The following is a 25,306-nucleotide window of genomic DNA, read 5'->3' on the forward strand; positions in this document are numbered from 1 at the left end:
ACCGAACTATACGCTGTATATTTCCTAATATACTCATAGCTAAACTTTCTCCACCTTATAGCTTCACAACCAAAAAAATATATTTCTAGGACTTACGCACTGTACGAATCTGCCATGATGTGAATGAACGAAATTGCGTCGTTTTCGCCTTTGGGAATAACTTATTGAGTAAGGTGCGTCAGATAGAGAGAATCTGTTTTTTGTGAAAATATCGTGTCTGACGCACCCTACAAGAAATATAATTCATATTACATATTTGAGGAATCTTGTCAATGCGTAAGTCCTAATTTCGAGGATAGATGCTTTTTATTACTCTGAATAGCTTTTTCATAAGCCTTGGCAATTTTCTCTCCTGCACTTTCCCATGTATATGCCTGTACTTTTTGTCTAGCTGCTTCCCCAAGAGAACGCGCTAGAGTTTGATTTTCAACTAAATGATCTAAAGATTGGGTAAGAGATTCAACATCACCAACTGAAACTGTAATACCATTAATGCCATTCTCAATAAAATCAGCCATGCCACAGATATTAGTTGTCACAATGGCCAATCCCATAGCAGCAGCTTCAAACATTGTCAATGGCTGACCTTCAAAATAGGAAGGTAATACTAATATTGAATGCTGACGGTAAATCTCAATTAGTTCTTCATTATTTGATATTTTTGGGATTATCTGGATTCGAGAACGGATATCTTCAGCAAAATCTGCTAAAACAGTATCAGCATCAAAACCACAACCAGCAATAGTAAACTGAAGCGATGGATGATGTTGCATAACCTGGCTTATAGCTGGAACTAAATCCAATGTGCCTTTTCGTAACACCCAACTTCCCAAAAACAAGATTCCTGAGCGAGATAGACTGGCTGGTGCTAAAATTTCACCTGCGAGCAAAAACTGTGATTCAACACCATTATTAACTTGAGTAATCCTGTTTTTATCCACACCAATTTGTTGTAGATAACCATTATCCTCTGAATTTAAACAAATCACATGATCGCAATTTTGCAACCCATACATTGCCTGTAAAACCGTTAACCGTAAGAAGCGAAGGGAGAGAGAAACAGGAAGACATTTCTGCCGTCTATAAGCTAGTTCCGCTAATTGGTTACGTTTTTCCAAACCATGTGAAAATAATACTACAGGTGGTAGATTCTGATTAATTTTACGATTGAAACAGTAAGGAGCTGCCAGAGGTTCATGAATCTCGACAACATCATACTGTTTGCCTTTCTGAGCTAGGCTGTAAATTAATTCTGGTATTTGTAGTGGCACAGTGAATCGCTTCGGAATAACAGATGCCCTTAACTGCCAGTATTCGCCGAATATATAATCAACTTGATGACCCATAGTTATTAGCGTATCCCCAGTGCAGTACATTGCACGAGACATACCACCTGTTCGATTATTAGAAGCAGTACTTATCCGTAAAATTCGCATTTATGATGATAGCAAAGGCTAAATTTTAGTTGCTACTGACAGAGAATATGCAGTTATTCCCTGGTAGTTTTGTTAACTGTTCTTTTAGATTCCAGACAGCGCAGGTAAGTTTCACTGGTGATTTGGGCAATATGCTGCCAGGAAAACTTTTGAGATTGCTGTTTAGCCCACAGACGAGCAACTTGAAGTTTTTCTTGATTATGTAACAAATTGATTACTTTGTCACTCATGCCTTTGATATCTCCTCTAGGCACTAAATACTCAGGTGGTAGCATCATTGGTGGACCAGGAACATCATAAGCAATCACAGGAATAGAAGCAGCAAGCATTTCTAAAACTCCAAATCCAAAGCCTTCCAAATATGAAGGAAAAATTCCTACGGAGCAAGTAGCAAGTAGCTTGGGTAGTTCTTCTGAATCAAAGTTAGATATAACTTCAATTTTGTTCCTCAGTCTCTGATGAAAATGTCCTAAAACTTCTTTTTCTGTTTTGTAGCGTCCACCCATTAAACGAAATTTTACGTTGGGAATTACTTCTGAAATATACTGCACAATTTTAGGAAAATCATTAGAGCCTTTGCGGGGGTCGAATGTGCCAATAAAAGCTACAGTAGGTTTAACAGGAGACAAGCTGGAAATATTATCGAACAAAAGCCTTCTACTTTGACTAATACCATAAGGAATTACAGATATCTTGTCAGCTGGTATTCCTCGTCTGATTAATTCTGTTTTATCATCATCATTACTCACATTAACGAGATCAGCTTCTCGAATAGTCAGTGTGGCATCCCTAATCCAGTTCTGAACCTGAGCTTTTCTTGAGGCTCTTTTTATGAGATTAGCAATCTTGCCCTTCAAATTATTGGGGATGGGAATAGTAAGGGTTTCATAATGATGTACCAGTAAAACTGATCTAGCAACAAATAGAGTTGAATTAATAAATTCATCTCTTGAATAAGGAAGATAGACATGATCATAGTCTATGACATCATATTCTGAAGCATATTCATGCAAATAATTCTTTAAAGATTGAGAATAAATTTGTTGATACTTGATTCCGGTATAACTTAATATATCCGGGCAAATATCTGTTGGACTTAATAACTTACATAGCCAGCCTAGTTCTTGCAGTTCTTCTATCAATTCTATTAAGACTTTTGACATTCCTAATTCTTTAGAAGGAACTATTGGACTACAAAAAAGTATTTTCATTAACTGCCTCTTAAGAATTTTTTGTCTGACTAAGTTCTAATAAGGTATTCTCTAAACAAGTTAATACTACTTCACTTCTCCAATTTCTAGCTTTGTTTATGGCATTTTTAGATAAATATTGCCAAGTTTGACGATTAGTATAAATTTGGGCGATCGCATCTGCAAAAGCCTTGCTAGTCAGTTCCTTAACCAGTAATCCATCAACTTCATTTTCAATAATTTCTGCTGGTCCACCTGAATCATGACAAATACAGGGTGTTCCCATAGACATAGCCTCAACTATACTACGGCCATAAGGTTCACCCAAAGAAGTTGAAATTAGCAAATCTGCATTTTGTAGATAGTTATAAACTTCGTTATTAGGAACTTTTCCTTGTAGATATATAGTATCCTCCAATTTCTCGGAAGTACGAAAAGCTTCTATATTTGAACGCTCGGAACCATCTCCTAAAAGTGTTGCTTTGACATTAATTCCATGATCACGCAGAAGCTTAACTGCTTGACAAAAGATTAAAGGATTTTTATTTGGCAGTAAGTTGGCAACAAATAATAGGTGAAAAGGTAATGATTTATCAGTAATTTCCCTAATTGAAGGGAGATCGGAAATAGGAGGATCTACAATAACTGGTAAGCATAATACTTTAGCTTGGGGAAACTGATTTTGAATAGATTCAGCGTGTTTACTCGTCGCACAAATAATCAGAGAAGCAGCCTGTAATGTTCGATGCCATCCTTGTTCGGCTAAAGGCCGAACAAATTTTTCTATACCAATGCCAAATCTTGGTTTAGCCCTCATTGCCTCATTTTCTGGCCAGTTATAAAATAGGGGTCCAACTACCAAAGGTTTACCCAGAGTTTTAGGTACTGTCGGACAACCTGTTCCATAAGGGTGCATTCGCCACACAATATCAATATCATGTTTATGGCTTAAATTCTCCAACCAATTATCGGCTCTCCAGGAATGCTCCCAAAAAGCCAAGGAGTCAAAAGGGACACGATGTCTTCCACCTGGTTGAACCTGTAAATGAGGATCTTCCTGGGATATGGCAGCATAGTTTGTGTAAGCAAAAATATCATGGTTGCGTCTAGCTAATCCGTTCAATAAAGAGAAGCAAATTAGACCATCGCCGTGAGATTCGTAGTTAGTTAAGTACTCTGAAGCTGAATGCACAAATATTGATAAACTTTTCATAACCTAATTCTTTTTTGTAATTTTATGATCAATGAAAGTCCAGATTTAGCTACTAGTTCATATCCATATTTACCTAACTAATCAATAAGTTCTAAACTTTCAAATTCTTTTAGAGTAATATCATATTTTTCAACAATACATTCGCCAATTTGCCAAAAATAAGGCTGAACACCAATGCAATCGTTACGATATCAATAGGGTTTTAGAGAGTTTTAGGGTTTGAGCGAAGGGATTGTTTCAAACACTTTAATTTTCGGCTTGTATATTTCCATGATACCGGGAGCGCCATCGATATTAATTTCTTGCCCGTCTTTGCAATAGAAATGATGAGTATTAGAATCATAAACTGGATGGTGAGCGCTAATATCTATATAAAATCCTCTCGTCAAAATAAAATAGATAGCTTTGTTTAACTCATGAGAGTTTGTAATTTCATAATCAAAGATGGTCCACATTTCCCTACTATTTCATATCCATATTTACCTAAATAATTAATAATTTTTAAATTTTCAATTTCTTTTAGAGAAATATCATGTTTTTCAAAGATTATAATTTTCGGCTTGTATATTTCCCAATTATTAGACATAAGAATTGCTTCATCCATACCTTCTATATCAACACTCATTAAATCAATATTAGTTCCTTTTGGCAAGTATAAATCTAAAACTTCTTCAAGTGTACTTGTTGTCAAAGTCTTTTTTTCAACTAATTTTACTCCCATAGATAAAGCTTTGTCAGCCATCTCTTGATCAAAAGTATTATATGCAGCCTGATCAAATAAATAAAAAACTACGGGTTCTAATTTTTTTTCTGGATGCAATAAAAGCTCTAAATTTATATCTCTTGGTCGTAAAGCTTGGAATATTTCCATGATACCGGGAGCGCCATCAATATTAATTCCTTGCCAGCCTTTGCAATAGAAGTGATGAGTATTAGAATAATAAACTGGATGGTGAGCGCCAATGTCTATATAAAATCCTTTCTTAATATCATTAGTTAAAAATCTCACAACCATGTCTTCGCCAAATTGAGAATGAGAATGATAAAAGCTTGGATAGACATTAGCTTTAAGTCTAGCCCAAACGGTAAACTTCAATTTAATCAGAAATTTCTCTAAAATATTCATATATTTAGGCTAGTATTCTTTAAACCTTTATAAGTCATGTATGAATTTAATATAATCCCTGGAATCAAAGGAACCATTCCGAATATAATTGCTCCTTTAAGTGTAGATACATTTACCAATATAACTGCAAATATTTGTGCCATAAGTGTTCCAGGTATCTGTAACCAGACAAGATCAAGCCATGCTTTAGAAGCATTGAGAGACCACATAGTATTAACAACAAAAAACAATCCTGAACTGACTATGACTAAAATTAATTCTGACTGTAAATGTGCATATTTAGAGCCTAGTATCCATAGAAATTGACTAGGAAAAAGTGCTGATAAACCTACTAAAGCTGCTGAAAATATACACATTGTGCAGATGATTTGACAATAGCGACGGAAGAGAAGCTTTGGAGACTGACAGCGAGCAAAGCTTGGTAGTACAATGCCATTCATAACTGAGCTAATAACTGCAAAAATAACCGATAAACGCCCTAAGGCTCCAATTTCAGCCACAGTTTCGACACTGCCAAAAATACTCAGCAACCAGACGGTAATTTGTCCTTGGAAACAGTAAAATATTGTATTAGGTGCTGATTTTTGAATAATTTTAGTAATTTCTGTCTTATCTTCTTCATTCAATGGGGCTTTCCTATCAATATTATCAATTACTAAATTTCCTAGAACTAATCGCTGTATTCCTAATGCCATTGAGGCCGCAGATGTGACTACAAATGTGTTAAAAAATGTTAGATAAGAAAGCCCCAATAAGACTATTCTAGAAATATTCAACGTTAAATCCAGTTTCTGAATTCGACTAACTTGTGAATGAAGACGGGGTACAATATTCAGCACACCAATAGTCAATTGAAAATAAAGTCCTACCAGTATCGTAATTGTAATTAGAACAGCATACGGCAGGGAAGCTCCATTTTTGAATAGCATCCAGATCGAAATTGGTGTTACAAATGCAATGGAAACAGCAGCTAGATAATAGCGAAGATGTAAAGCTGTATTGATTAGCTGTCCAAAGCGATACCTATCTTGCCACACTTTACCACCAATTGCTGATAGTCCAATGCTGATGCCCATATCAGCTAATAAGGTCATTGTTCCTTGCATTGTAGTAGCAATGGTGTAGTAAGCATATTCTTTCTGATTTAGGGTGCGAACTATAAAGATTCCACTAGATACACTCAAAGCTTGAACTAAAATTTCAATAGAGACAAACTTACTAAGTACTTTAGTCCAATGAACAAAATTGGCAGGTAGAGACATATATATTTACTCGTCTCTTCTTATTAGTAGACAGTCAATTTTCATTTAGATAAATCCACAAACTCCGTGCAGTATTACTCTAACTAAGGTTAAAGTACTTCCTTATACTTGTCAATCCGTTAATTTTACTATTTTTTTAAGGATCTGCATAAGTTTCTATAGAAGAGATGTCTGCACAAATCAAAATAATCCTGTCTACTAAAAGGTTCAAATTAATTAAGCGGGTTTCCAAGTACCGTGAAAGCTGTGGGGAATAACGCTGGGTAATCGGAGTTTACAAACTGGTTCATCGTTCAAGTGTTGGCTCTCAAATATCCAAACCTCGCTACTATTAGTATTACCATCGTAAACTACTGTTAAAATCCAACTTTGCTCAGGGTTTTGATTGTCTTGTGCTGGGAGAGGTTCACAAGGATAGCGATTTTCGCCCAAGTCTGCTTCTGACAAAGTTCCAGTTTGATGATCAAAACCAGCAATACCATTTAATATTTCTCCTTCAACATCTGTTCCTTCCCGAAAAATAGACATATAGCTATAACGAGAGAACTTACCAACATTTTGTGGTGGAACATTAGGAAATTCACAAGTTCTATTTAACAGAGTTTCAATTCCCGTTACTTTCCCTGTTTGCGGATTAAGTTGTACACGCGTAAAGGTAGTTTTAGCAACTGTTTGAGTTTTTCCAGTCGCTACTTCTCTCAAAAATTCATTAGTTTGAAAATCTGCATATTTAGCAAAATCTACAATTACAGTACCGCTATCATCAACATAACCATTACCAAAATGCCATTGAAACCAAGGTTCTGTAATTCCTTCACTTACTAAAGATAAAGTTTCTCTGTCAATTACTAAAATCTTAGTTCCTTTTTGTGGCAACCATTGCAGCGAATCACTGTAACTACTAATTCCCAACAAAACAGGCCAAACATTTAAATGTACAGCAGGAGGAAAAAATATTAAATATTGTCCTGCTAACACAAAATCATGGATGACGGGAAAACCTGATAATGTCAATTTTGCTGTTTTCAAAACTTTGCCAGTAAAGTCACTTTTGTAGAGACTTAATATCGCATTTGCTCCCGGACTTACACCAAAATTAAAAATTTCCCCCGTTGCATAATCAACTTTAGGATGTGCAGAATAAGGTTGTTTTTTTTCCAACCCATCTAAATTATCTAAACCTTTGGTTTCTAAAGTTTGCAAATCTAACGCATAAGGATTATCACCTTCCCATAGTGCCAGTAATTTATCAGGTAATGCTAAAACAGAAGTATTTGCAGCGTGTTTAACAGGTTTTTGCCATTGATTCCAAATGGGACCCGGTGCAGTCATGCCATAATTACCATACAGAAATTTACCCGCAGCAGTTTCTTCTTGATAACCAGCAGTCTGCACATAGCGATAAACACCAGTCGCACCAGTATCAGTAAAATCGACGGCTAAAATTGCCCCATCTCCATCAAACCAATGTCCTACTGAAACACCGCCCCGTTGCAATCTAGCTGCACCATTACGGTAAAGTGTACCTCGCAAACCATCAGGAATTTTACCAGCAATAACAGGTAATTGAGTGGGAGGAAATTCTGTTGCTGGTTGGGATATAGCTTTTGACCAAGTTTTTTTGTTTGACTTTTTATCAATTGTTTGCATAGTTCTAAATTAGAGATTTGTGAGAAATTCTTTAACAGTAAGTTTCTATCTTTATTTATCTAAACACGGACATCCTAAATGCACACACAACTTTTGACCATGTTGAGTTACCTGTGGCTGTAGATTAGAAATAGTGATGGGATTAGGAGGTAAGGCTGTAGCAAAGGATCTGCCTGAGTGTATTTCATCCCATAAAGATCGCATTTGTAAGCTCCGTCCTTTACCGGGTGCATGAATGCCAAAGCCAGAAATGATACTGCACCAAACAGGACGAAAATGTCGAATCAGCACAGACTCACCCCAAGCAACTAAATCCACAGCCATTGCTACTACGGTAAAGTAAAAATCTGCGACATCAAGATTGTTAGCTTGGCAAATAGAATTTCTATGTTCTCTTAAACGACCAATTAAACCGCCTGTAATAGTTCCTGTTCCAGTCCGCTTCCCTGGATTTTCTGCTTTGCCAATATAAATTGGCAGACAACAAGAATTTTGATTAGCGTAAGTTATAGCTGAGTAAAGCGGAAATTCTCCCCTGTAATAAAGTAAATAGACACCAACATAGCCAGCTAACTCTTCTTTGACTTCTTCCAGTTCACTGAGAGGATAACAATGCTGTCTAGCTTGAAACTCAATTAACTGGTCACGTAGTGTTGGAGGTGCTTGAAAAACTTCTAATGGCATGAAAAATTGTAACTATAAATAACTAGACAGCAGTCTTAATTTTGAGCCGAGAGTCAACTTTTTGTAAATGGGTACGGATGCTAGTAGCGATAATATAAGCCAGGGTAACAGGTACAGCATTACCAATTTGACGCATGGACTCACCCCAAGCACAAGGAAAGTAGTAATCATCAGGGAAAGTTTGCAATCTTGCAGCCTCACGTACCGTAAAATAGCGGACTTGTCCGTCGGGAAAAGCAAGCATATTTTCACCACCAGGAACACCATGTACACCTGCTTTTAGGGTTTTGGCTGGTTCATCCCAAGGACTACCCGTGTGGCCTGGATAGCGTTTAGCACCAGGAATGTAGATATGATTAGGAATTTCTGCTGCTAAAGTAGTTTTTTCAGGTGGTGGTAAGTCGGCTATAGCATCTCGCACAGTCAGCCAAGGCGAAGTTATACTACCCAGTAAACTCGCTCCTTTTTGTTGATAGCTACTGCGTATTTTTTTGGGCATTTCTGGGCGATATAATTTAGCAATACAGTGACGCTCCCAATATTCACCTGTCACCCATTTATCGCAAATTAGCGCCTCTTCTGTATGGGTTGGTTCAGGAAAAGACCAGTTAATTTTTAAATCAGAACGGAAACCAACAATAAACACTCGTTCCCGTTTCTGTGGTACTCCATAATTAGCAGCATTTAATAACTGCCACTTTACCCGATAATTAAGTTCATTCTTGATATTACTGCGCTGATGTTGCTCAAGTCTTGCTAAATGGTCAGCCCAAGATTCATCAGCCTGGGGTTGCAGTTCAGGATAATTTAACTGTAAAAGAATATACTCAAAATAATTAATAAAATTAGGCCGCACTAAACCACGGACATTTTCTATTAAAAAAGCTTTGGGACGTAATTCTCGTACAGCGCGGAAAAATTCGGGAAACATATCCCGTTTATCTAAATAACCATTATGGTTGCCACCAATAGAAAAAGGTTGACAAGGTGGACCACCTGCTAAAACGTCTATTTCTGTTCTCACATTGGAGTAGTCAAAATCAACCACATCCATTTGATGGATACACCAGTCACTCACAAGTTCCATCCCTCGCTGCTGATTTTCGCGGATGGTGTGACAACTATGTTTATCTCTTTCCACAAGTGCCTGATGATGGAAATCAGCGCGAGTGCATCCCATCGCTAAACCTCCAGCACCTGTAAATAATTCTAGTGATTTGAATTTAGACACGTTGATAATATATCTACTAACTGTCTGACAGTGAATATGTCTAAAACTAAAAAATCTAGTTAAATATTATTATCCACAATTATACCCAATTATGACAACCAAAACCACATTTAACTCCTGGGTAACTTGTCCCCAACCCAACCCCCAAGCCAAATTACGCTTATTCTGCTTACCCCACGCAGGAGGTAGTGCGACAGTATTTCGCACCTGGCCTGATAATTTACCCTCAACTATTGAAGTGTGTCCTCTAGAACTTCCTGGAAGGGGAAGACAAATGAACTTATCTCCCTACACAAAAATGCAACCTTTGGTAAGGGAAATAGCCCAAAATATTACACCATATTTAGATAAACCTTTTGCTATTTTTGGTCATAGTATGGGTGGGCTTATCAGCTTTGAATTATCTAGGTTACTGCGTTCAGATTATCATGTAACTCCATTACACCTGTTTATTGCTGCTCGGAATGCACCACAAGTTACTCCCACAAAACCGCCCATTTACAACTTACCAGATGCTGAGTTTTGGCAAGAAATTCTTAATTATAATGGTACTCCTAATGAGGTCATGCAAAATCAAGATATTATCCAAATTTTTCTCCCTATTCTCCGGGCTGATTTTACGGTTCTAAATACTTATGCTTATCAAAATCAACTAGCTTTTGATTTTCCTATTAGTGTTTTTGGTGGGTTACAAGATCCAGAATTTACTGATTATGAACTAGAAGCATGGCAAGAGCAAACTAATACTACTTTTGATTTACAAATGCTGGAGGGGAATCACTTTTTTATTCGTTCGCATGAAAAGATATTACTGAGAATTATATCTCAAAAGTTAGAGTGAGAATATTTTTGTATATCCCTAATTATACCTCAAATAGATGTTAATATTATTACTTATAGCTATCATTATCAGCGGACTTAATAGTCTATATGTGGAATAAAAGTAGAAATATTTACAATTAACCTAAAAGGGGATTTATTGTTTTTTAAATAATTGAAATTGTAACAAATTATGAAAAAGTTAACAGGTACGGCTATTGCGATTTCTATGGTTATAGAACCGAACCTACTAAATTTATTTCCTAGTGTTATTGTTTAAGTAGGAAGCAAAAGATTGAGCTTCAGACATGAAAATTTTTAAGAAAGTATAACTGTTATTTGCCATCGATGAAGCTTGAAATTTAGCCTCCATAAGCCACATAGAGGATTGTATAGGAGATAGATATGGCTATTATTCGTTGGGACCCACTCCGGGATATTGAACGCCTAGAACCATTTCGCGAACTTGATCGCTGGGACCCTCTTCGGGAAATGGATACATTACAGCGTCGGATGAATCGCTTGTTTGAAAGAATTATCCCAACCGATGGAGGAGAAAGAGGAGGAATAACATTTGTTCCTTCTGCTGAACTGGAAGAAACTGATGATGCCTTTAAATTGAGACTAGAATTACCTGGTCTGGAAGCGAAAGATGTGAATGTAGAAGTAACTCCTGAAGCTGTTTCTATTACTGGTGAAAGGAAATCAGAAACTACAGAGGAAAGAGAAGGTTACACTCGTTCTGAATTCCGTTATGGTAAATTCCAACGGGTAATACCATTGCCTTCCCTTGTACAGCATGAACAAGTACAAGCTGAGTATAAAGATGGTATTCTGCGGTTGAATTTGCCGAAAGCAGAACCGGAAAAACAAAAAGCTTTCAAAGTTAATCTCAGTTAATTGGTCATAGAGCCATTGTAGAGACGTTCTCTGTAATGTCTCTACATTCTTGTTTGGAGATGTTTTTTCTCATGGCGTTAGCGCAATTTATACCCAAGCTTAAACCTTCAATATAAGTAGTAAACCCTGAAGTAGTCAAAATGAAGTGATTGATACTAAATTTTGCGAAAAATAAGTAAAAAAGGGATGAATCATAAATTACCAAGACTTAACAAGTTTATCCTTCTATTTCCTCCAGATGGAGGATGCTTTAAACACAAAAGTTATCCAGATTATCAGTAGGCAGAGAAACACAAGTAACCAGAATTAATCAAAGATAAATTTTCAGATAAATTTTCAGTGTCAGGAAAACTTAATACAGCGGAACAATCCCATGGGGTGAGATTGCTTCGCTGTTTATTATTGACAATTAAAGTTTGCTTCTTATGCTTGGCATTATTTTAATGATTTGAAGAAAAGTTGCAGGAAAACACACACTGATGTAGTTTCATTTGCTTGAATAGCTATATTAAGAGGACTGAAATTCGCAATTCTTATTTATGGCTACCAAAACTATTGATGTTAGGGAATACACTGTCAGAGCGCACAAAAGACAGATTCATACTCGCGTCTTCAACTTCGTCTGTAAAGAATGTAATCAGCCGACTAAGCGCGAAACTTTTGGACCCCGACCCTTATATTGTGAAATTTGCCGCCCTCCCCAAGCGCCGAAAAGATCGTCCCAAGAATCTAAAAAAGCGAAACCTCGACCCATGTCTTATCAAAGCGACATAAATCTAGATTGATTGAACTTATATGAACCCAAAAGAACAACTGCAACCACCTTCAGACGTATTTATCACGCCATTGTTGGAATTACGAGACTATTATGCTGGTCTTGCACAAGAGTACCAACGGCTATTTATAGAAGCCCGATCTCAACTTGATCATGTGGAATCCTTGTTGTCTAACTGGTCTGATACAGATGATAATGAACAGTTTTCACAACTTGAAAGTGCTAATCCCGAAGGATCTTTCTTATTTCTGTCATCAGATGATACTTCTAACTTAGATTTTTTGGAGTCTCTAGAATCAGAACTTGCCAATTTAGATCAAGTAGAGATAGATTATTCAACTCCTCCAACGACAGAGAAAGAACAGTCTCATCTGTCAAGTATCCCGTCAGAAAACGATGATCATTTCATCAAGAGGGCAGAAGTGCCGATGCTGCCCCAATATCAAGCCCTAACTCGGATGGAAGCACTTAAAAAGCTATTGCATGAATATGCTGGAACTGTATGCCATATAGATTTCATTGTGCGATCGCTTTATGGTGACTTGGAGCCAACTATCTTTAGAGTGGTTAAAGGTAGAGTCCAGTCTTCACTCACCCAAGGCAGAGAAAGGGGTTACTGGTCAGCTATTCCCAATGAACCTGGTTGTTACACGCTGGTCTTAAGTTTGTTAGCTCCTAATCATCACCATAGCTTCCCTCAAAGTGTCAAAACTAGAAAGAAAAAATCTTTCATTTTACCCAAAAGCGAAGTAGTACCGATGCTCAAAGCTTTTGATGGTCAATTTTTAATTGATGCTATCACCTCTTTCTTGCAGCAAAACCCTAGGCGAATTTTCAGCGTTAATGAAATAGTCAATGGAATTTATGGAGATATTGATTCTCAGCAACTCAGAGAAGTCAAAAACAAAGTACTGAATGAATTATCTAGAGGTCATCGGACTGGAAGATTTTCCAGGGTTCCTAACCAAATTGGTTTCTATACTTGGGATGCCAAGACGATTCTTCAGAAAACTTCTCGCTGAATAATCTTGAAAATTGGCAGTGCTATTTCTTAAAAGCATGGGGTAGGAGTCTGGGGGCAGGACAAAGAAAGATAAATACTCTCCCCATCTCCCCATCTCCTTTTGATAGATTTAAAAACTGACTTGTTCACCAGGGTTAGGTGTCATTATCCTTGTTGACAAATTGTTTTTCTGTAATAAGGCTCGAAATTCCTCAATACTTCCCTGAGTTTGGATGAATTTGTTTAACAATCCCTCAAATAACACATCTCCTCCCGCTGCTGTCGGTAGCATGAGTTGAGGTTGCAACCACTTGGCTACTTCTAAAGCACTATTCATACCCTTAATAATTGGACCGAGGACAGGTAAACCCAAGCCAATCATGGGAGTAATCACCACATCAACTGGTGCAAGCTGCTGAAGTTGTGGTGAATGATATCCATGCGGCTCGTAATAGAGGGTTAAATTACTCGCCAACTCTTTCAGTAAATAAGCGTTTTCTAAAATAGTTGGACCAATGGGAGAACCAGGAAGAGCCTTAATTTCTACTTGATTATTCAATGTGAAATGTTCACCATGAGCCAGGGTGATAATTTGGGTGTAACCCAACTGTTTTACTACTTTGGCTGCATTAGGAGAAGCGACAACCTGAATATTCCGGTCAAGTTGCTTGAGGGTGGGAGGATGAGCATGATCTTCTAAACCCTGAGATAACAGAATCAAGTCAATATTTTCTGGTATTAGCCTCTCTTGAATTCGAGAACCTTTAAATAACCAATCCAAATTATTGAAGGTTAAAGAACCAACTAACCAAGGGTCAATGAGTATTCGTTGTCCGCCAATTTCCATCAGCCAACTATTGCTGTCTAACCAAGTGAAGTACATAGCTACCTAGGTAGTAAGATTAATGCCTATTGTTATTATGAATTGTTTGGGGATTGGGGATTGGGGATTGGGGATTGGGGATTGGGGATTGGGGATTGGGGATTGGGGATTGGGGATTGGGGATTGGGGATTGGGGATTGGGGATTGGGGACGGGGAGACGGGAGACAGAGAAAAAACAGTAAGGGTTTAGCATTGCTAAACCCCTACTAACTAACCGCTGATTGCTATTGTCTATTTTTCTTTCGCGCCTAACATCTGTAAAAGTTTGTCTACATTATCTAAATCGCCAACAATTCGCCGAATTGGTTGAGGCCAAACCTTAACTAGGGTTGGAGTTGCGGAAACTTGATTGATTTCGGCTTGTTCTGGATGTGTTAAAACATCAATCACTTTGAGAGTATAAGGATATCCCAGCGATCGCTCTAGTAATTCGTGTAAATGTTCCAAAATGCGTTCAGTGGCTCCGCTGTGTCCAGCTACAAACAGCCGCAGGACATAGCCTTGAGTATTAGGTGTTTTCTGTGGCGCTGTTATTACCCTTTGTGGGTATTGTGGAGTCACATCAGCCAAGTCTAAGCGCACAATTAAGTCATGGTCTTCCCAAAGCTGGGGAAATGAGGAGCGATAAGTTGCCAACACCATGCGATCGCACGATCCTTCCTGCCAAGGTGCTGTTTGCCATACTAGCTCCCCCATACCAAAAATAGCTTTCAGCACTGTCTGGTGGCGAATAACAGCCGGATAAGCTTCCGCAAAGGTTTGTACTTGTTGCGTGTGTGGATTAAGCCAGTGATCAATGGTCGCTGTATAACAAGGAACTAAAAAATGCGGCGGCTCTGGTAAATCTAGGATTTCTTGCAAAGCCGCACACAAATGCAAATGCCATCGACCTTGTTTACTAGGGTCAATGCAATAAATTAAATCGCCTCCAGGTGTAAAAAGAGCAATCCCTTTGAACAACTGGGGTCTAGATAGTTTATCTGTAGTTAACTTGATCACAGTGTCTGAAGACGGGGAGGAAGAGACGCGGGGACGCGAGGACGGGGAGGGAGAGACGCGGGGACGCGAGGACGGGGGGACGGGGAGGGAGAGACGGGGAGACGCGGAGACGGGGAGGGAGAGACGGGGAGACGCGGGGACGCGGGGACGGGGAGGGAGAGACGGGGAGACGCGGGGACGCGGGGACGGGGAGGGAGAGACGGGGATTGGGTATTGGTTTTTCTCCAATCACCAATCACCAATCACCAATCACCAATCACCAATCACCATTAAACACGTCCTCGGAGAAATTGTGCCATTTCATTGGGAGTTGGTGACATTTCCAAGGCAGTTTCTTCAGTAATCCGACCTTCTTGATACAAATTGAGTAATGACTGATTCATAGTCACCATGCCATCAAAGCCGGCTTGCTTCATCAATTCGCCAATTTCATCATATTTACCATCTTTAATCCATTCTTTCACAGCTTCGGTGTTAATCAGGACATCGTGGAAGGCTGCCCGTTTACCATCAGTTGTGCGACACAAACCTTGGGCAATCACGGACACTAAAGACTCAGAAATTGCCACCCGCATTGCATCCTGTTCTTCACCTGAATAGAGATTCAGAATCCGTTCAATAGTTTTCACGGCACTATTAGTGTGCAGGGTTCCCATCACTAAGTGACCAGTTTGAGCCGCTTTTAGGGCAGTGTTGACTGTTTCTTTATCTCGCATTTCCCCCACCAGAATCAAATCTGGGTCTTCCCGTAAAGCTGCTTTGAGGGCGTTGTCAAACTTTCGGGTGTGCATTCCCACTTCCCGCTGCTTGACTAAGGACTTGCGGCTTTGGTGGACAAATTCAATTGGGTCTTCAATGGTAATAATGTGCTTAGGCATCTCTCTGTTGATGTAGTCCACCATTGCTGCCATTGTCGTAGATTTACCTGAACCAGTCGGACCTGTCACCAAAATCAACCCTTTGTGATAATGGCAAATATCCCGAAAAACTGGCGGTAATCTCAATTGATCCATGGACAAGATTTTGAGCGGAATTAACCGCAGCACCATGGCATAGCCTCTGAGGGTGTCAAAAATATTAATCCGTACACGGGCAAATTCGTACTGAGTCGCACCGTCAAATTCTAAATTGTCTTGAAACCTCTGAATTTCTCCATCGCTCATAATCTCCCGTAACCAACCCATAAAAGTTTCTTTATCGGTTTGTGGATAATTGGTGGTTTCAATTTCTCCTCGATTACGGAAACGGGGTATTTCCCCAACACCTAAGTGAACATCAGAAAATCCCTGATCAAAAGCTTCTTTAATTAGCTGTGCTAAGGACATCCCCGGTGGCTTTTTGGGAGTAGCCATAGCCATAGGCATTGGTGGTGGTGCAGCTGGACGTTGGGAGGCAGCAGGCATACTCGGTGGCAGGGGATTGTTAAGTCCAGTAGGATTATTCATTCTTTCTGCTGATATTTGCATCGTTTTTGTCGGTTGATGCTGTGCAGAAGACGTTGGTAATGGTGGGGGTGGGGGTACTGGTGGTAGATTGCGAGGTTTTGATTCTGTCATAATATTTTCAAATTGGACAGGTAAAAATTACATCAATGATCGATTGACTATGGATAGATGCCGGAATTTAGGGACTTCCAGAGCAAAAAATGGTTTTAATTCTGTAAAATTAGACATTTTATTTTCTGGTTATTTTCTCAACCTCCCTGTGTAGTTTTTTGCGTTTAATTCCCATTTTTAATTCCAATATTTATCAATTTTGTACAAATTCTTTACTCAATATAACCTTGTTTTACACAGGTTAATCTTCCGTATTATTCCGTAAATACTTGGTAAATTGGTTGTACTTAATCACACTTTATCTAAAATTTAGCTGATTTTAAGAGTTTAAATGGGAAATTTTCTCCAGATTATAGATACAGTTTTTCACCTTCATCAAGAACAGATAAATTTTCAGCTCTATCTGAGAATTATGAGAGATCATCCTAGTTTTTATAAGAAATGTTAAGCTGCCTGGAAGTTAGGTTCTAAGAATCAAGGGTTTGCTCTCATGGTCAAGAAGGTATATACCTCAAGACATATACCAAAAGAATTCTGATTTCTCAAACTTGAGTGGGACTAAACATTCATAATTACAAAAAACTAACTGTAAAGTTTAGTAAATAAATGCTCATTTTCCTAGAAGGGTTCTATATACTGGATTTCACTGAAGTTAATTCAGTTAGCTCGCAAACAGCGAGAAATGCCTAAAAATAAACTTTGCCGTATATTTGGGAGAAAAAGTCATGGTTTTGGCTCAAAGCTCTGATCTAGGAAAAACCTACTCCTTGTTGATGATTAAAAGCTTTTTGATTTGGACTTTTACATTGGCAGTATGTCTGCTGGTTGTAGGTTTTCCATTAGTTGTAGTGATGGCCACGGTCGGATGTTTGTTGTCGATTGTGTTGCAATCTGTAATGCCTGTTAGTGCAGTTCTACTGGTTGCAGGTGGTTTAATTATGTTCAATGTTATGGCAGTGTTAGTTGTGGCTGGTGTGCTGACTGCTAAAGGTGTTCACCCTAAAGAAATTAAATGGTTAAGCTGGTTGCATGGTGAAGCCGACCAAGCGCAGACCACTGTTTATGCAGCTTGTCCCTTAACTTGTGAACTCAAGTAATTATCAATACTTAAGTTCGACAAACAGTGCATCTGCCCGGTAAAGCCGGGTTTTTTCATGTTGGTTTTTTGTCGGTTATCAGTTATCAGTTGTCTAATGACTAATAACCAATAACTCATGACTAATCAAAACCGAGTTGGCATTATTTTAGGTACTCGTCCTGAAGCGATTAAACTAGCACCAGTAATTCAGGTTTTTCAAAGTTGTCCAGATTTGGAATTGCAGGTAATTCTGACGGGACAACATCGAGAAATGGTTGAACAGGTGATGCAGTTGTTCAACTTAAAGGCAGATTGTAATTTAGAGATTATGCAGCCTCAACAATCTCTAAATGATATTACCTGTCGGAGTTTACAAGGTTTAGAAGCATTATTTATAGAACAAAAACTAGATTTAGTTATAGTCCAGGGAGATACGACCACAGCTTTTGCGGCTGCGTTGGCAGCATTTTATCAAAAAATTCCTGTGGGTCATGTGGAAGCAGGGTTAAGAACTGATGACTTATTTAATCCTTATCCCGAAGAAGCTAATAGAAGGTTAATTTCCCAAATCACCCAATTACATTTTGCTCCTACCTCCCTCGCCGTCAAAAATTTGCAAGCTTCTGGTGTGTTGGGAAAAATTCACTTGACGGGTAATACCGTGATTGATGCGTTGTTAAATGTGGCGAGAAGTAAACCAGCTTGTGATATTCCGGGTTTAAATTGGCATGAATATAGGACTATACTGGTAACAGTGCATCGCCGGGAGAACTGGGGAGAACCTCTACAAGCGATCGCACAAGCATTGTTAGAGATTTTAGCTAAATTTCCAGATACAGCCTTATTATTACCCTTACACCGCAATCCCACAGTGAGAGAACCATTGCAGCAGTTGTTAGGTAATCATCCGCGCATATTCTTGACAGAACCATTAGATTATGGTCAATTAGTAGGAGCAATAGAGCGATCGCACCTATTACTAACTGACTCCGGTGGTTTACAAGAAGAAGCACCCAGTTTAGGTAAACCCGTTTTGGTTCTCAGAGACACCACAGAAAGACCAGAAGCAGTCACCGCAGGTACAGCCAAATTAGTGGGAACCCAAACTGAAAGTATTGTTGCTGCTGCAAGTGAGTTACTTAGTAAACCAGAAGCATACACAGCCATGGCTAATGCTATTAACCCCTTTGGGGATGGTCATGCAGCAGAACGCATTTTAGAAATTGTGAAGAATTATTTGAGAACTGGTGATTGATGATTGGTGACTGGTGATTGGAAAAACTTTGCTTCCCTATTTTCTATCACCTTTCACCTCTTCCCTCTAACTAATACCCAAAGCACTACGAGTTGCAGGTCCCACAATACCATCTACAAGCAAACCATTTCTTCTTTGGAAATTGCGGACTTGTTGAGCAGTATTTGATCCGTAAACACCATCAACTCTTATTCCTAAAGCTCTTTGCACCACTCTGACGCGCTCACCTCTGGCTCCCTGTCCCAATAAAATTCGACCCCCAACACCAGGACTAGGACGATTGGGAGATGTCCCTGGATTCATCCCAATCCATCTTTCCGCCACATAATATCCTTGGTAACGTCCTGAAGTAATTTGTGCATAACCGTTACTCACATTTCCTGTATTCCCAATATTTGTGCCATTAGGAACACAAGCTACGGAAGAGTTACCGCCACTAGCACCCCTACGGATATATAAACAACTACCATTAGTTCTCACATAATCTGCGGAAGCTTCTTGAACTTGGGAGACAGCAACAAGGAAGACTGTTAGACCTGCAAAAGCCAACCAAGCTGAAGATTTACACAGTTTTTGCCAATTTATGACTGGTAAAGTAGGAAGATTTAATTCAACCTTAACGGGAGTCTCTTCATTAGCCATATACATATGCGAATAAGCCATATATTCCATGATTCCCTGCTCCTTGATGTGAATAGTTGGGATATTACAGACAGTTAACTTGTTTTTCTCTAGATTTAATCTAGATGTATTTTATACTCTTTAATTAGCAGAAATTTTGATACCATATTCCGGCCTTTGAACTGTCACATAAGGTGTTTTTGCTGAAATGATAAATTACTAAAATGATCAACAGCCTTAATTCCCTAAGCGCTGAGAAGTATTAAAATTATCAGAGCGAATCTGATTCCCGTAGCGCCACACTTCTACTTTCTCTGGACTAATTAAATATGAGAAAGTACCGTTATCTGCTTGATATTGGTTTTTACCAACGTTCCGTGCAGCTATCTTGACAGGTTTACTTATATCTTGTTTTAATTGTCCAATGTAAAATAATTGACCGTTTTCTTCACAGACTTGGACACGAATCTTTGCTGTTTCCCCTGTTATAACCGTAGTTCCAGCACATTCAGTCTCAAAATTGACGGGATTAATTTTGACAGGAGTTGGTTGTGAAGGTGAAACTGGTGGTTCTAATGGCGTTTTAGAGGCAATGGAGACAGTTAATAGGTGCAGAGGGTCAACAGCTAAACGACTATTTTGATAAAATTCAAAATGCAGATGAGGGGCTGTACTATTACCTGTAGATCCCATTTCGGCAATTATTTGACCTTGATTGACTTGTTGACCTTTGCTGACTAACAAACGTCGATTGTGACCATAGACTGTTAAACTCCCGTTAGGATGTTTAATCTCAATTACATTACCTAATCCCCAATCATCCCAACCTGCTTTGACAACTGTACCAGATGCAGCAGCGACAATGGGAGTACCAATAGCACCTGCAATGTCGATTCCTTCATGTTGATATTTGCGGAAACCTTGAGAAATAATTCCTTGAGTTGGCCAGATTAAGTTATTACTAAATATGGGAATTGGCTTCACTAGGGAAGCTTTGATTGTCTGAGGTAACGCAGAGGTAGTTGTACTTAAAACAGATGTTAAAGATATTAGCCCAATCAAGGTATAAGTACAGAACCGAGAAAGAGGATTTTTTTTCATAAAAAATTTTTGGATTCTTTATTTGCTGTTTCAGCATTATTTATCTGACATCAGGAAAATTGTTACAGATAGATGAATATACACAGCCGTTATGATGAATTACGAATTATCTGATAGTAGGCATTGGGTTACTGCTACTCATATTTGTGTATCCTAGTATAGGAGGTGACAGGTGACACAATACTGTTCGGTTAAGAGTTTTTGTAGGTTGGGTTAAGCGATAGCGCAACCCAACAAATGCTTACGAGTGTTGGGTTTCGTTCCTCAACCCAACCTACTTGTGTATCCTAGTATAGGAGGTGACAGCCTGAAAAGTCTTTTGGTGTCTAGGTTTTATCATCAGTTGGTGTCCTAACCACCCTGTCTGTTGCTATATAATCATGCCCTAGAGGATGCAAATCTGAAATGAATGATGAACGATAGTAAAAGTGTCAAGCAGCAGCCAAGCAAAGCCAGAGAAACCAAGCTAGAGAAGGTAAAAGGGACATCTCAGCCTCAAAGTCTGTTGGTCAGGTATCCGTGGATTTTGTTTGCTGGGTTGTGGACAATTCCTCTAGGAGTTGCAACTTTTAGCTATTACGAACTGAGTGATGTTGAAAATGTGTCTCAGAAACAACCAGAACAACCCCCGGCTTTAGTCGTTAAACAACCAATTACCATTACCTCTGATTCTAGCAATGCTACACCAGTATGGTTAATATTAGCGATCGCTCTAACTTGTGCTGCGGGTTGTTGGATTATTTTTCGCTTACTCAAACTTCCACAACGGATTTGAATAAAAGTCTAGGGAAACTCTAGGTTTGATAATCAGTCAGTGTTGTAAGCACTTTGAAGGTTGTCATCACAAATAAATAATAAAAAACTGCCAACTTGGCAACCAATCTGTGAGTCACCCAGTTAAATTAATGAAAGATAAACGACTAAAGAGTTTTGTTATCAGGAGCTACTAAATTGCAAACTTAGTCTCAATAAAGCTTTTTTAAAAGTCTTGATTAAGGACATAAAAAGCAATTTACTACCAATTTTATTTATCTAGTTTTTCATTAAAACAATAATAATCAGGTTTTACATTTGCTGCAACAGGAATATTAACGGCGTATAGACGTTGTCTTTGACTTACAACTTAGCCCCCCTAAATAAGAGGCAGTGTCTATAAATATTCTTGAACGCCGCAGCAGCAAATGCAGAGTAGGAGATTAAAGGCGCTTGATATGCCTTCTCCTACTCTTCTTTTATTGGTAATTAGTATCTTTTAAAAATTCTAAAATTGCTGCGTTTACCACATCAGCCGAACCAGTTGAGGCATCATGATCACAATTATGTAAAATTTGTAAGCGCGAATTAGGAATATGTTGATGCAATTTTTTACCATGACTTACAGGAAACCAACTATCTTGATCACCCCATAAAACTAGCGTAGGACATTCAATAGTACTAAGATTATTTTGAATGTTAGTGAGTAGATTTGGTTTTTTAGTTTGGAAATTCTCAATTTCCTTGATTGCTATTTGTAACTCTTCTGTAACCTTTACTAAGGTTCCCGGAATTTCAATCAACGGGTAAGTGATCCAATAAATATCTTCTTCTGAGAGAATTGTCGGATCAAATAACACCTTACGTCTTTCTATAGCCATCATTTCTCTAACTATAGGTGCAAACCAATATGTGAGACGGAGAGAGTCTATAGTATGTATTATTTCTAATGGTATTTTGGCAAGTATTCCCATCATCCAATTGGGTAAACGTTCGGCAAATATAGGCGTGTTAATTACTACTAAACGCCCGATTAATTGAGGATATTTTTCAGCTAATGCTACAGCAACTAATGCACCTAAGGACTCGGCGACAATGATAGGCGGTTCATCACATAAAGCTTGAATAATTCGCTTGAGTTCAATTACTTGATGACCGTTTTCTTCTCGACGTGATAGAGGTTTTTCTGAGAAGCCATAGCCTTTAGCATCAAAACAAATCACCCGAAAATATTCAGATAATGGCTTGATACTGTGCCGCCAATTATAACTCCAACTACCTAAACCGTGTAATAGAATCAGCGGTTTACCTGTACCTTTTTCGCCGTAGGCTATTTTTATAGGGTAGCCATTGGCATCAGGAATAATCAGATTTTGCCGCCCTTTAGGAAAATTAACTTGCCACCAATCTTGCATTGCGTAATTAATAACTAATTTAACTGCTAGTTAAGGCGTTCCATAACATTCTTATTAATATAACAGGTAATGCAATTAAGACAATAGTAAGCAGAAATAATCCTGCGAAGAGGGCGATGATAAAACCCTGATCAGCTTTCTTTTTTTCCCCAGGAGAATTCAAATAATCTTCTAATAACTTAATATTATAATTGTTGGCAGTCCAGGCGAAATCAAAAAAGTCTCCTAACATGGGTATCGCACCTATTAAGGCATCGATAATGATATTGACAACCATTCGGCTCAAACTGGCTTTAGATACTCCTAACCGAGCCGATTCGATAATAATGTAGACAGAAAGCATCAATCCCAAAACATCACCACCAATAGGTATTAATCCCAGAATTGGATCTAACCCAATCCCTACCTGAGTGCCGGGAATGGTGATAGCATTATCTAATAATCTACTAATTTGATTTAGACGCTTTAATGTAGGTGCATAACCATCAGATTCAATTGCCGGTCGATGAGGATAATTAGACATTTTTTGGTAATTAGTAATTTGTGGTTTGTCAATAAAGTAGCAGCAACCAATTTTTTTACTCAGCACTTTTTCAGTGATTTTTCAGATTTTATATCTTCACCGACAATGATATTCAACTGGTATCCAATCAGGAAAACAAAAGCACTCATCCACAACCACAGCATTAAGACTATGAAAGTTCCTACTGCACCATAGACTTTATTGTAATTGCCAAAATTGGTGACGTAAAGGCGAAATAAAGCAGAAAGAATTGCCCAGAATATAGCGGCTAATACAGCCCCTGGCATGAGTGGTATACCCTGTTTCCAGACGCTAGAACCATAACGATAGACTAAGCTAAAGGTAGAGGCAACAATTACCAAGGCTAAAGGCCAGAGTAGCAGTTGCCATATATGTAATAAGAATACCAAAGCAGCATTGCCACTCACTATGATTCCTAAGATTAAATCACTGGTGAAGACGAGAAATGAGGCTAAAATTAATAGTAAAATTGTCCCAAATGTTAATCCTAGAGAAATGAGTTTAGCTTTCCAAAAGGGACGGGTATTTTCTGGGCTAACTTGCTGGATTTGATCGAAAGTTGTCATAGCAGTACTGACTGCACCAGAAGCTGTCCAAATAGCGAGTAGAAAACTTAGAGAAAACAAACCACTATTTTTAGAATTGGCAATTTCGTTGGTAGCAAAATCACTAATTAAAATCCAAGCTTCTTGAGGTACAATTTGACTCAGTCGCAGCGCTAGTTGAAGAAATGTGTTTTGTAAGGATTCTGCCATTAACCCAATGGCTGTGAGTAGGGCAAGAATTGCTGGAAACAGCGATAACATAGCATTAAAGGCAATTTCTGAGGCCAGTCCCAAAAGTTTTCTTTCGATAGTTCTGGCAAAGGTTTTTTTCAGTGTCCGCCAAGTGAGGTGATGAAAAAAGCTGACAAAATAAGGTTTGGGCATATATATTTACTTACGAGTTGCACCTGGTTAAAGAAGTAGAAATTAATGCAAGTATTGAAGCAGCAGTTTTCTGGTAGAGTTACCAGTGGTGGCTTCCTGAGTGATTCTAGTTTACAGAATAATTTATAACTAAGTAGGGTAACGTAAATAATAAAAAGTTTGTAGTCAGGTTTTCAGCCCTACTTTGTATCGCCAATAGGAGATCAAGAGGTTTAAGTCCCTGATTACGATTTATGGCAGGTGACAGTGCTATAACTGCAATATTTGGTAATTAAACATAGTTTGATTTCTTTTCGCTTACTTACATATAACTAAAGTAATGACTGAAAATATTGATAAAGCTGCCCGTTTAACACAACAATGGTTGGCTGAAATTCAAGCCTTGAAGCAGCAGATGACGGAACTTCAGCAAAAACGTGATCAGGCTTGGGAAAGTTCCCAAAAATGGCGACAGTTATATAATACAGAATCAGAACAACGCCGTGCTGATGCTAAAATGTATCAACAAGTAATAGCATCTATAAAGGCTGAACTGCTGAAACTCCAAGGTATGGACAATCTCCAATCCTCTGAGACTACCAACACAAGTATTGAACCAGAAATCACACAATTAAAATCTGTGGAAGAAGTAAAAGCCAAACTTATATTTCTGACTAAAGAACGCGATCGCTTGTTACAAGCTTTGAAAATTGAGCAAGATAACCATACCCAAACTCGTAAAAGTCTGACAACCGCTTTGGGTGATGCTATTGATAGTTTGGCAAAAATGCGAGCAGCAGATATAAAGCAAGGTGTAGATGGAAAAGATTTATGATTAGTCTGTGCCGTTGGGCTATTTTGACTTTTTATCAACTTTAGTGATAGTAGCACAAATAAAATCTA

Annotated in this window: 25 protein-coding genes; 9 read left to right on the top strand and 16 right to left on the bottom strand. The window is 38.4% G+C overall.

The window, feature by feature from the left end; genetic code table 11:
• Positions 1 to 269 precede the first annotated feature (269 nt).
• The 8 genes from ANA7108_RS0116560 to ANA7108_RS0116595 all read right to left on the bottom strand — a co-directional run bounded on the left by ANA7108_RS0116560 (position 270) and on the right by ANA7108_RS0116595 (position 9,792).
• Complete coding sequence (locus ANA7108_RS0116560) at positions 270 to 1,388, bottom strand: glycosyltransferase family 4 protein (protein ID WP_237741520.1); 1,119 nt, start codon at positions 1,386 to 1,388, stop codon at positions 270 to 272.
• Between the two features lie 101 nt (positions 1,389 to 1,489).
• Positions 1,490 to 2,647, bottom strand: a complete 1,158-nt coding sequence (locus tag ANA7108_RS0116565) for a glycosyltransferase family 4 protein (RefSeq protein ID WP_016951921.1) — start codon at positions 2,645 to 2,647, stop codon at positions 1,490 to 1,492.
• Between the two features lie 10 nt (positions 2,648 to 2,657).
• A complete protein-coding gene (locus ANA7108_RS0116570; protein ID WP_016951922.1) occupies positions 2,658 to 3,839 on the bottom strand; it encodes a glycosyltransferase family 4 protein in 1,182 nt (393 codons plus the stop codon).
• Positions 3,840 to 4,248: 409 nt separating this feature from the next.
• Positions 4,249 to 4,965 (bottom strand): FkbM family methyltransferase, encoded by a 717-nt coding sequence (locus ANA7108_RS27515; protein ID WP_016951923.1) that lies wholly within the window; start codon positions 4,963 to 4,965, stop codon positions 4,249 to 4,251.
• On the bottom strand, positions 4,962 to 6,227 hold the full coding sequence (locus ANA7108_RS0116580; protein WP_016951924.1) for a hypothetical protein: 1,266 nt from the start codon (positions 6,225 to 6,227) through the stop codon (positions 4,962 to 4,964). Before ANA7108_RS0116580 ends, ANA7108_RS27515 begins: the two co-directional genes overlap by 4 nt.
• A gap of 216 nt (positions 6,228 to 6,443) precedes the next feature.
• Positions 6,444 to 7,877: a carotenoid oxygenase family protein gene (locus tag ANA7108_RS0116585; RefSeq protein WP_016951925.1), complete on the bottom strand. Its 1,434-nt coding sequence runs from the start codon at positions 7,875 to 7,877 to the stop codon at positions 6,444 to 6,446.
• Positions 7,878 to 7,928: 51 nt separating this feature from the next.
• Positions 7,929 to 8,561 (bottom strand): Eco29kI family restriction endonuclease, encoded by a 633-nt coding sequence (locus ANA7108_RS0116590; RefSeq protein ID WP_016951926.1) that lies wholly within the window; start codon positions 8,559 to 8,561, stop codon positions 7,929 to 7,931.
• Between the two features lie 22 nt (positions 8,562 to 8,583).
• Positions 8,584 to 9,792: a DNA cytosine methyltransferase gene (locus ANA7108_RS0116595; RefSeq protein ID WP_016951927.1), complete on the bottom strand. Its 1,209-nt coding sequence runs from the start codon at positions 9,790 to 9,792 to the stop codon at positions 8,584 to 8,586.
• A gap of 91 nt (positions 9,793 to 9,883) precedes the next feature.
• On the opposite strand from ANA7108_RS0116595, the gene ANA7108_RS0116600 reads away from it, so the two are divergent.
• The 4 genes from ANA7108_RS0116600 (at position 9,884) to ANA7108_RS0116615 (ending at position 13,308) form a co-directional block, all read left to right on the top strand.
• Positions 9,884 to 10,633: a thioesterase II family protein gene (locus ANA7108_RS0116600; protein WP_016951928.1), complete on the top strand. Its 750-nt coding sequence runs from the start codon at positions 9,884 to 9,886 to the stop codon at positions 10,631 to 10,633.
• Positions 10,634 to 11,016: 383 nt separating this feature from the next.
• The gene (locus tag ANA7108_RS0116605) at positions 11,017 to 11,511 is read left to right on the top strand and encodes an Hsp20/alpha crystallin family protein (RefSeq protein WP_016951929.1); all 495 of its coding nucleotides are present in this window, start codon (positions 11,017 to 11,019) and stop codon (positions 11,509 to 11,511) included.
• Positions 11,512 to 12,050: 539 nt separating this feature from the next.
• Complete coding sequence (locus tag ANA7108_RS30975) at positions 12,051 to 12,296, top strand: hypothetical protein (RefSeq protein ID WP_084776940.1); 246 nt, start codon at positions 12,051 to 12,053, stop codon at positions 12,294 to 12,296.
• A gap of 10 nt (positions 12,297 to 12,306) precedes the next feature.
• Positions 12,307 to 13,308 (top strand): hypothetical protein, encoded by a 1,002-nt coding sequence (locus ANA7108_RS0116615; protein ID WP_016951931.1) that lies wholly within the window; start codon positions 12,307 to 12,309, stop codon positions 13,306 to 13,308.
• 111 nt (positions 13,309 to 13,419) lie between these two features.
• Here ANA7108_RS0116615 and ANA7108_RS0116620 read toward each other — a convergent pair whose 3' ends face one another.
• Positions 13,420 to 14,172: an MBL fold metallo-hydrolase gene (locus tag ANA7108_RS0116620; protein WP_026104241.1), complete on the bottom strand. Its 753-nt coding sequence runs from the start codon at positions 14,170 to 14,172 to the stop codon at positions 13,420 to 13,422.
• A 22-nt stretch (positions 14,173 to 14,194) separates the two neighbouring features.
• On the opposite strand from ANA7108_RS0116620, the gene ANA7108_RS27520 reads away from it, so the two are divergent.
• Positions 14,195 to 14,383 carry a hypothetical protein gene (locus ANA7108_RS27520; protein WP_016951933.1) on the top strand — a complete coding sequence of 63 codons (189 nt, stop codon included), beginning with the start codon at positions 14,195 to 14,197 and terminating at the stop codon, positions 14,381 to 14,383.
• Between the two features lie 21 nt (positions 14,384 to 14,404).
• Here ANA7108_RS27520 and ANA7108_RS0116630 read toward each other — a convergent pair whose 3' ends face one another.
• Positions 14,405 to 15,172, bottom strand: coding sequence for a circadian clock KaiB family protein (locus tag ANA7108_RS0116630; protein WP_016951934.1), 768 nt, complete (start codon positions 15,170 to 15,172; stop codon positions 14,405 to 14,407).
• Between the two features lie 269 nt (positions 15,173 to 15,441).
• Positions 15,442 to 16,728, bottom strand: coding sequence for a type IV pilus twitching motility protein PilT (locus ANA7108_RS0116635; RefSeq protein WP_016951935.1), 1,287 nt, complete (start codon positions 16,726 to 16,728; stop codon positions 15,442 to 15,444).
• Positions 16,729 to 17,453: 725 nt separating this feature from the next.
• Here ANA7108_RS0116635 and ANA7108_RS0116640 point away from each other — a divergent pair.
• Positions 17,454 to 17,825, top strand: coding sequence for a hypothetical protein (locus ANA7108_RS0116640; protein ID WP_016951936.1), 372 nt, complete (start codon positions 17,454 to 17,456; stop codon positions 17,823 to 17,825).
• 117 nt (positions 17,826 to 17,942) lie between these two features.
• Entirely contained in the window at positions 17,943 to 19,061 is a 1,119-nt protein-coding gene (wecB, locus tag ANA7108_RS0116645) for a non-hydrolyzing UDP-N-acetylglucosamine 2-epimerase (RefSeq protein ID WP_016951937.1), read from the top strand.
• A 66-nt stretch (positions 19,062 to 19,127) separates the two neighbouring features.
• Here wecB and ANA7108_RS0116650 read toward each other — a convergent pair whose 3' ends face one another.
• Both ANA7108_RS0116650 and ANA7108_RS0116655 read right to left on the bottom strand, forming a co-directional pair.
• The gene (locus ANA7108_RS0116650) at positions 19,128 to 19,703 is read right to left on the bottom strand and encodes a peptidoglycan-binding protein (RefSeq protein WP_016951938.1); all 576 of its coding nucleotides are present in this window, start codon (positions 19,701 to 19,703) and stop codon (positions 19,128 to 19,130) included.
• A gap of 216 nt (positions 19,704 to 19,919) precedes the next feature.
• Positions 19,920 to 20,783: a M23 family metallopeptidase gene (locus tag ANA7108_RS0116655; RefSeq protein WP_016951939.1), complete on the bottom strand. Its 864-nt coding sequence runs from the start codon at positions 20,781 to 20,783 to the stop codon at positions 19,920 to 19,922.
• 409 nt (positions 20,784 to 21,192) lie between these two features.
• Here ANA7108_RS0116655 and ANA7108_RS0116660 point away from each other — a divergent pair, with 409 nt between their 5' ends.
• On the top strand, positions 21,193 to 21,558 hold the full coding sequence (locus ANA7108_RS0116660; protein WP_237741521.1) for a hypothetical protein: 366 nt from the start codon (positions 21,193 to 21,195) through the stop codon (positions 21,556 to 21,558).
• Positions 21,559 to 22,015: 457 nt separating this feature from the next.
• On the opposite strand, the gene ANA7108_RS0116665 is transcribed toward ANA7108_RS0116660, so the two are convergent.
• From ANA7108_RS0116665 to ANA7108_RS0116675, 3 genes are read right to left on the bottom strand one after another with little or no spacing between them, the layout of a single operon-like run.
• On the bottom strand, positions 22,016 to 22,951 hold the full coding sequence (locus ANA7108_RS0116665; protein ID WP_016951941.1) for an alpha/beta fold hydrolase: 936 nt from the start codon (positions 22,949 to 22,951) through the stop codon (positions 22,016 to 22,018).
• 19 nt (positions 22,952 to 22,970) lie between these two features.
• Entirely contained in the window at positions 22,971 to 23,474 is a 504-nt protein-coding gene (locus ANA7108_RS0116670) for a DUF4112 domain-containing protein (protein ID WP_026104243.1), read from the bottom strand.
• A gap of 59 nt (positions 23,475 to 23,533) precedes the next feature.
• Positions 23,534 to 24,424 (bottom strand): YihY/virulence factor BrkB family protein, encoded by an 891-nt coding sequence (locus tag ANA7108_RS0116675; RefSeq protein WP_016951943.1) that lies wholly within the window; start codon positions 24,422 to 24,424, stop codon positions 23,534 to 23,536.
• Between the two features lie 319 nt (positions 24,425 to 24,743).
• Here ANA7108_RS0116675 and ANA7108_RS0116680 point away from each other — a divergent pair, with 319 nt between their 5' ends.
• Positions 24,744 to 25,238 carry a hypothetical protein gene (locus tag ANA7108_RS0116680; RefSeq protein WP_016951944.1) on the top strand — a complete coding sequence of 165 codons (495 nt, stop codon included), beginning with the start codon at positions 24,744 to 24,746 and terminating at the stop codon, positions 25,236 to 25,238.
• Positions 25,239 to 25,306: the final 68 nt, after the last annotated feature.

The organism is Anabaena sp. PCC 7108 (genome assembly GCF_000332135.1).
In the GTDB taxonomy this organism is placed as follows: Bacteria; Cyanobacteriota; Cyanobacteriia; order Cyanobacteriales; family Nostocaceae; genus Anabaena.

Coding starts and splice junctions, on each gene's coding strand:
- ANA7108_RS0116560 (WP_237741520.1), bottom strand. CDS start 1,388: ATGTCTCGTGCAATGTACTGCACTGGGGATACGCTAATAACTATGGGT.
- ANA7108_RS0116565 (WP_016951921.1), bottom strand. CDS start 2,647: ATGAAAATACTTTTTTGTAGTCCAATAGTTCCTTCTAAAGAATTAGGA.
- ANA7108_RS0116570 (WP_016951922.1), bottom strand. CDS start 3,839: ATGAAAAGTTTATCAATATTTGTGCATTCAGCTTCAGAGTACTTAACT.
- ANA7108_RS27515 (WP_016951923.1), bottom strand. CDS start 4,965: ATGAATATTTTAGAGAAATTTCTGATTAAATTGAAGTTTACCGTTTGG.
- ANA7108_RS0116580 (WP_016951924.1), bottom strand. CDS start 6,227: ATGTCTCTACCTGCCAATTTTGTTCATTGGACTAAAGTACTTAGTAAG.
- ANA7108_RS0116585 (WP_016951925.1), bottom strand. CDS start 7,877: ATGCAAACAATTGATAAAAAGTCAAACAAAAAAACTTGGTCAAAAGCT.
- ANA7108_RS0116590 (WP_016951926.1), bottom strand. CDS start 8,561: ATGCCATTAGAAGTTTTTCAAGCACCTCCAACACTACGTGACCAGTTA.
- ANA7108_RS0116600 (WP_016951928.1), top strand. CDS start 9,884: ATGACAACCAAAACCACATTTAACTCCTGGGTAACTTGTCCCCAACCC.
- ANA7108_RS0116605 (WP_016951929.1), top strand. CDS start 11,017: ATGGCTATTATTCGTTGGGACCCACTCCGGGATATTGAACGCCTAGAA.
- ANA7108_RS30975 (WP_084776940.1), top strand. CDS start 12,051: ATGGCTACCAAAACTATTGATGTTAGGGAATACACTGTCAGAGCGCAC.
- ANA7108_RS0116615 (WP_016951931.1), top strand. CDS start 12,307: ATGAACCCAAAAGAACAACTGCAACCACCTTCAGACGTATTTATCACG.
- ANA7108_RS0116620 (WP_026104241.1), bottom strand. CDS start 14,172: ATGTACTTCACTTGGTTAGACAGCAATAGTTGGCTGATGGAAATTGGC.
- ANA7108_RS27520 (WP_016951933.1), top strand. CDS start 14,195: ATGCCTATTGTTATTATGAATTGTTTGGGGATTGGGGATTGGGGATTG.
- ANA7108_RS0116635 (WP_016951935.1), bottom strand. CDS start 16,728: ATGACAGAATCAAAACCTCGCAATCTACCACCAGTACCCCCACCCCCA.
- ANA7108_RS0116640 (WP_016951936.1), top strand. CDS start 17,454: ATGGTTTTGGCTCAAAGCTCTGATCTAGGAAAAACCTACTCCTTGTTG.
- wecB (WP_016951937.1), top strand. CDS start 17,943: ATGACTAATCAAAACCGAGTTGGCATTATTTTAGGTACTCGTCCTGAA.
- ANA7108_RS0116650 (WP_016951938.1), bottom strand. CDS start 19,703: ATGGCTAATGAAGAGACTCCCGTTAAGGTTGAATTAAATCTTCCTACT.
- ANA7108_RS0116655 (WP_016951939.1), bottom strand. CDS start 20,783: ATGAAAAAAAATCCTCTTTCTCGGTTCTGTACTTATACCTTGATTGGG.
- ANA7108_RS0116660 (WP_237741521.1), top strand. CDS start 21,193: ATGATGAACGATAGTAAAAGTGTCAAGCAGCAGCCAAGCAAAGCCAGA.
- ANA7108_RS0116665 (WP_016951941.1), bottom strand. CDS start 22,951: ATGCAAGATTGGTGGCAAGTTAATTTTCCTAAAGGGCGGCAAAATCTG.
- ANA7108_RS0116670 (WP_026104243.1), bottom strand. CDS start 23,474: ATGTCTAATTATCCTCATCGACCGGCAATTGAATCTGATGGTTATGCA.
- ANA7108_RS0116675 (WP_016951943.1), bottom strand. CDS start 24,424: ATGCCCAAACCTTATTTTGTCAGCTTTTTTCATCACCTCACTTGGCGG.
- ANA7108_RS0116680 (WP_016951944.1), top strand. CDS start 24,744: ATGACTGAAAATATTGATAAAGCTGCCCGTTTAACACAACAATGGTTG.